This is a genomic window from Flavobacterium sp. (genome assembly GCF_040382755.1).
Classification (GTDB): Bacteria; Bacteroidota; Bacteroidia; order Flavobacteriales; family Flavobacteriaceae; genus Flavobacterium.
This window is the reverse complement of the sequence record NZ_JBEIET010000130.1, coordinates 1-4,981: the sequence shown is the minus strand read 5'-3', so window position 1 is coordinate 4,981 and position 4,981 is coordinate 1. Positions and strand designations below refer to the sequence as shown.

The 4,981-nt window shown below is 33.0% G+C and carries 3 protein-coding genes and 3 tRNA genes; 2 read left to right on the top strand and 4 right to left on the bottom strand.

Annotation, left to right across the window (positions count from 1 at the left end):
* Nucleotides 1-416 (bottom strand): hypothetical protein (locus ABWO04_RS09710; protein ID WP_353079518.1); only part of this gene is annotated, 416 nt, incomplete at its 3' end.
* A gap of 113 nt (nucleotides 417-529) precedes the next feature.
* Here ABWO04_RS09710 and ABWO04_RS09705 point away from each other — a divergent pair.
* Nucleotides 530-613: transfer RNA gene (locus tag ABWO04_RS09705), tRNA-Leu, on the top strand.
* 95 nt (nucleotides 614-708) lie between these two features.
* Here the strand turns inward: ABWO04_RS09705 and ABWO04_RS09700 are convergent.
* Nucleotides 709-1,452 carry a hypothetical protein gene (locus tag ABWO04_RS09700; RefSeq protein WP_353079517.1) on the bottom strand — a complete coding sequence of 248 codons (744 nt, stop codon included), beginning with the start codon at nucleotides 1,450-1,452 and terminating at the stop codon, nucleotides 709-711.
* A 66-nt stretch (nucleotides 1,453-1,518) separates the two neighbouring features.
* On the opposite strand from ABWO04_RS09700, the gene ABWO04_RS09695 reads away from it, so the two are divergent.
* Nucleotides 1,519-1,592 (top strand) — tRNA-Ile (locus tag ABWO04_RS09695).
* A gap of 40 nt (nucleotides 1,593-1,632) precedes the next feature.
* On the opposite strand, the gene ABWO04_RS09690 is transcribed toward ABWO04_RS09695, so the two are convergent.
* Together ABWO04_RS09690 and ABWO04_RS09685 are read right to left on the bottom strand one after the other, a co-directional pair.
* Nucleotides 1,633-1,706 (bottom strand) — tRNA-Ile (locus tag ABWO04_RS09690).
* Nucleotides 1,707-1,994: 288 nt separating this feature from the next.
* A complete protein-coding gene (locus tag ABWO04_RS09685) occupies nucleotides 1,995-4,562 on the bottom strand; it encodes a DNA polymerase (protein WP_353079516.1) in 2,568 nt (855 codons plus the stop codon).
* Between the last annotated feature and the right edge of the window lie 419 nt (nucleotides 4,563-4,981).

The window sequence follows — 4,981 nt, the reverse complement described above, 5'->3', positions numbered from 1 at the left end:
GACAAAGCTTTTTTGCGTTGCATGATAGTTTTTAGTTTGTGTTTTTTTGACCGAATTGACGCAAAATCGTGACGTCTTATTCGGCCTTTTTCAAGGCATTCTTTGTACTGTTTAAACCTAAGACGGTTAGTGATTGCAGCTCTTCCCAGACCCTTACAGATTTTCTTTTCAGTTACTTCATTGGTTCGAATATTGACAAGGTTCATTGCGTAACATTTTGGTCTCAGACCAATATATTCGGTACATTTTAATTCGCCACCCAATTCATTTTTGAAATACCCCAATTGAGCTTTATTTGTTTCATCATAATTAAAATGGTATTCAGGGTAATTAGAATAGTCCATGTACTGATCGATGTGATTCCAGAAAACATCAGGTTTGGTGACTTTGAACAGAAATGAATCGGTGTCACTCATGCCCAGATCGAATTTCGAATCACATCCTTTAGTCATTTTGTTGTACCAAAAGTCGAACATGATGTGTTTGCTCTGAAAAGGAAAAAATAATTATTAGTTTCGTATTTTATCAAGTCAGGTTGGCTGAGTGGTTTAAAGCGCCAGACTTAAGTTCTGGTACTCGTTAGAGTGCGTGGGTTCGAATCCCACACTTGACAATTTGTAATTTTTAAAATTTCTACAAAATAATATTTAGGTTGGAACATTTGTAACTTTGAAAATATTAAATATTCAGAACATTTTTTGACTTTGACTAAATATTAAATGTTCGGAAAATTTTTGACTTTGAAAAATTATAAATGTTTGGAATTCTTACCAATTCTAAAATTGATACACCGATAGCGAGGGGCTTGTCATGAACTATTGTTGGTGTAAAATGGTTAGTTTGAACAAGGTTTTCGGATAAAATAATGTGACTTTTGTAGGTATGTTTGCCAATAGCAGAAAGTGTTTTGAATTTTTCGGGATGTAACTTTACAGTGATGTAATCTCGCACATTTTGCATTGTTTTACCGTACACACAATTTGCCAATTTTTTAAATTGACTAGATTCGAATTTAGTTGTAGAATTTTGTCTGGCCTCTGTACATTTTTGAATGTATTTTGCTAGAAAAGTATCTTGGGTGAAAGATAAAATTCGTTTTATCTTTTTTAATTTCATACCTAGGCTCAGATAAAGTTTGAGATTTTTTGCATGTAGAACGTAGTCAATTCTATCATGGAAAGTGGTTGTGAGTTTAACATCACTGTAATTTGTTTTTCCATCCGATTCAATCAAAGATCTTTTTGCGTAAGGTGACAAATTGTCAAAGGTAATACGCAAAACTTCAGGTGCCAAAGGTAAATTTGCATGCTTTTTGTGCAAGTTTTTGGGATAATGTAAATCACACTCAATTATATATCCGGTATTCCCATCCAAATTAACATTTTGGATGTCAAAGGCCTCAATTTCTTGTTCCGATAACCATCGGAAATCTTTCAGTGGTAGTTTCATCATTTGCGCGTGACCATAGAGATTCTGTAAAATATAAGAATATTTTCAGTATTTCTTACAATTGAATTAGTTCTTGTAGCTCAGTTGGTTAGAGCGCTGATCTTATAAGTCAGAGGTCTCGGGTTCGAATCCCGACTAGAACAGAATTTTATAGAGTACTTGTTTAAAATTGAAAAAAAATTCTGTTCTAGTCGGGATTCGAACCCGAGACCTCTGACTTATCAGATCAGCGCTCTAACCAACTGAGCTACAAGAACTAATTTAGTTCGTTTTTCTTTCAGTATTAAAACAATAATATATCATATTAAGTTAAGATTGTTAAAAAATATATCTAAAATGACTTCGTGTCACTCTTGTTATGCTAATAAGTATATCATTATAGCTTTTCATATTTATATTGATGAGTTAGAAAATGAGCGGCTAAAATTAAATATGATGTTAGATGAAAATCAAACATCTTTTAAGAGCGAACGTTTAAATAATAAGAAACAAGATATCATAAATCAAATAGAGGAAAAGAAAAAGGCTAATCTAATTATAAGAGATTATCTGATGGAGAAAAAAGCTATGTTACTAGAAAAATTTCTACATCCACAAGGTTTAGAATTTGTGTAACGTACATTTGCATCCAAGTAGACGATTTCGCTCTCATCATCAGGTTTGTTGCTTGGTTTTAAATGTCTGGTACCGATGAAGGACATGCCACCACGTTTGCATGATTCCAAAAAATGTACCATATTGATGTCCATTGGTAGGCCTATTTTGCTTTGCGTCAATTTCAACATACTATCATAACTATATGATGGTAGTGAAATATAGTGAGCTGGGTCTAGTCCGGAAAATGTATGCATAGACTTTCTGAATTTTTGAAACACCTCCGCTAGTAAGATGGTATCAATTTTGCAGTAGACTTTTGTATAGTCAATTAAATTCTCACATGAGAATTGTTGCCACACTTTTTTTGCAAATTTGTGGTCGGAAGCTGAAATGGTTTTTTCAGTCAAAGAACTTGTAAAATGTTTTCTGTCAGGTAATTCGGTAACAGATGCCATTTGTTCTAAGCTTTGACAATATTCATACGGAAAAAAGGATTTCCCTAAAACCATTTCATATTTTTTCTTATCGAATTTTCCGTTTGTTGTAACTAGGTAGGTTTGTTTTAAAATGTCATAGGTATGTCCAGAATCGTGCAAATCGGCACAAAGTTCTGATAATGGTGCTTGCAAAAATGCAAGTGTATCCACAAATTCAAAACAATGAAATCTAATTGTTCGGAAATTTTCACCATTAAAAGGTAATACTGAGATCTCTCTCATTGAATCGAATTCATCGTGGTATTTACCAAGGGCTTTGACAATGAAATGAAAATCATATCTCGAACCATTGTGCACAAAAATACGAAGATACCTTGGTTTTCGTCTTCGCAAATTACATTGTGTGCAAGCTGCACCGAGATATTTACCGTTAGCATGGTTGTGATCTCTATTTTTTGGGCAAAACCAGTCAAATTCACGGTTACACATGTAACAGTGTGTTGCTTGACTAAAGTTAATCACATCAATGTTGCTCATGACCATTTCTTTTTCAACACTTAAAAGATTTCTAATCCACAAATTTTCTTGATCAAATAAGTGACCAACAAATGCCTCACCAGCTTTTGTCCCGATATACGAATTTTCATGAATAATTTTGTCGTTAGGACCCAAAACTACGAAACTGTAGCCAATTGGTTCCTGTTTACTCAAAACATCAGTGAATGAAGCATCACATTTGCATTTCAATGAACGACAAATTTGACATTTTTTCTGAGTACTAGGCAGTGCACATTCAAAATCTAGAAATGCGACATAATCAAGCTTGTGTTGGTATTCGAAATTTTTGAATTTAATTTCGGATTTTTCTTTTTCGGGCATTACTTCTAGTCGCGGTTTGTTAAGTGAACAAAGTTGTTCGTGTTCTTTCACCTTTATTTCAGAGGAGAAAGAATTCAAACAATTCAAGCAAAAAAATGCCTTTTTGTATGATTTTGTTTTTGTTTCATTTTCATACACAGCTCTGAGATATTTGTTCACATCCGTAATTACCAGAAAATGATTTTCTGCTGAATTACCTGACCGCTTTTGCACCATTAAAAGATTCAAAATTTTTGAACCAGTGCCTAGTCCAAATTCGTACGGGTAAATGACTTCTTTTCTTTCATTGTGGTTTACACCACGAATAAGAATATTTATTTTCAAATCAAGTTGTGGATTTTTGGCCAGAAATTTCTTAATTCCTTGAATCGTTATAGGAAAAGAAATTTTGTTTGTGTAAAAGTACTTAAAGTACTTTTTTAATTGCTTTGTTGGTTTGGTCAAATTTAAATCTTTAATTCGTTCTTTGAACAAAAAGTAAGCTATGCAATAGAGGAAACATTTCTTGTCTCTGTTACGTGGGTTAAACAGAAATTTTTTGTTGTAGAACTTACTTGTGTTGATAAGTTCAGAATCTGAACCAGAAACAATTGGTCTGAGAGCAGCAACTTCAATGTGAAAAACCAAAGCACGGTCAAACTGCCAACCACTACCACTTTGCATGAATTCTTCGAGATTATGAGCTTGATGGTTGTAGCTACGAATAATGTTTTTGGTAATGTTGCCTGGCATTGAAGCATTAGCTAAAAAAGCTGGTGCTCGAAACGGAATTGAGGCCGTGTTAATTTTAAGGCCAACATTGTCAGTTATTGACATTTGTGCAATGAAAATTAGACTAACTTTGCACACAGTTTTTTTGGCAGCTTCGACTAAAATTTGTTGTTTGACCAAATTCTTAATCGATAATTGCGCTGCAGCAAAGTTGACCTCTTTGTCAACAAAAGTATATCGATAGGTAACAATCGATTTTCTGAATGCAGATTCCAGCAAAACAAATTTTTTCGAAGGTCTGTGAGCAATTTCATAATGTTTTTGCAATTCTGAACAATCTTTGAATATCTGGCCACACAAAAAACACTTTTCAACAACATTGTCCGAATTTATATGAAAAGTATTAAAATGACGATTTAAGTTGTATTGTCTAGAGAATTTTTTCTTACAACTAACTTCTGGACACACAAAAATACCATTGGTATTCATGGTGTTTGTTTGACAAACTAAATAGTGTATTTGTCAAACATTCGAGTTTATATAGTGCAAAACACGGGTGTGTCCAAATACGGATGTTTTTGTTCTAGTTGTTTCTGTAGCGGTTGTGTGTGTAATGGTTTGTTTTATTGTTTTTTTCGTGAGATTTGCGTATTCTGGTAGTTTCGTAGTACACACGATTTTGTATAAAAGGATTGAAGTTTTTTCAACAAAACATCATTCTTTTACCAACTTTGTTTGTGTAAAGTCCAACCAACAACAACCAATACCACCATGTCTAAAGTCACCAAGAACGTGAAAAAAAGTAAGTTGATTATAAATTCTTTGGAACAGTATTTAAAAAATATTTCATCTAATATTGTTTCAACTTTAAAACAAATATTTTTAAAGTTATATATTTTATTATTTTT

What these genes read in the sequence shown, in the direction of transcription:
- ABWO04_RS09700 (WP_353079517.1), bottom strand. Translation starts at nt 1,452, where the DNA reads ATGATGAAACTACCACTGAAAGATTTCCGATGGTTATCGGAACAAGAA.
- ABWO04_RS09685 (WP_353079516.1), bottom strand. Translation starts at nt 4,562, where the DNA reads ATGAATACCAATGGTATTTTTGTGTGTCCAGAAGTTAGTTGTAAGAAA.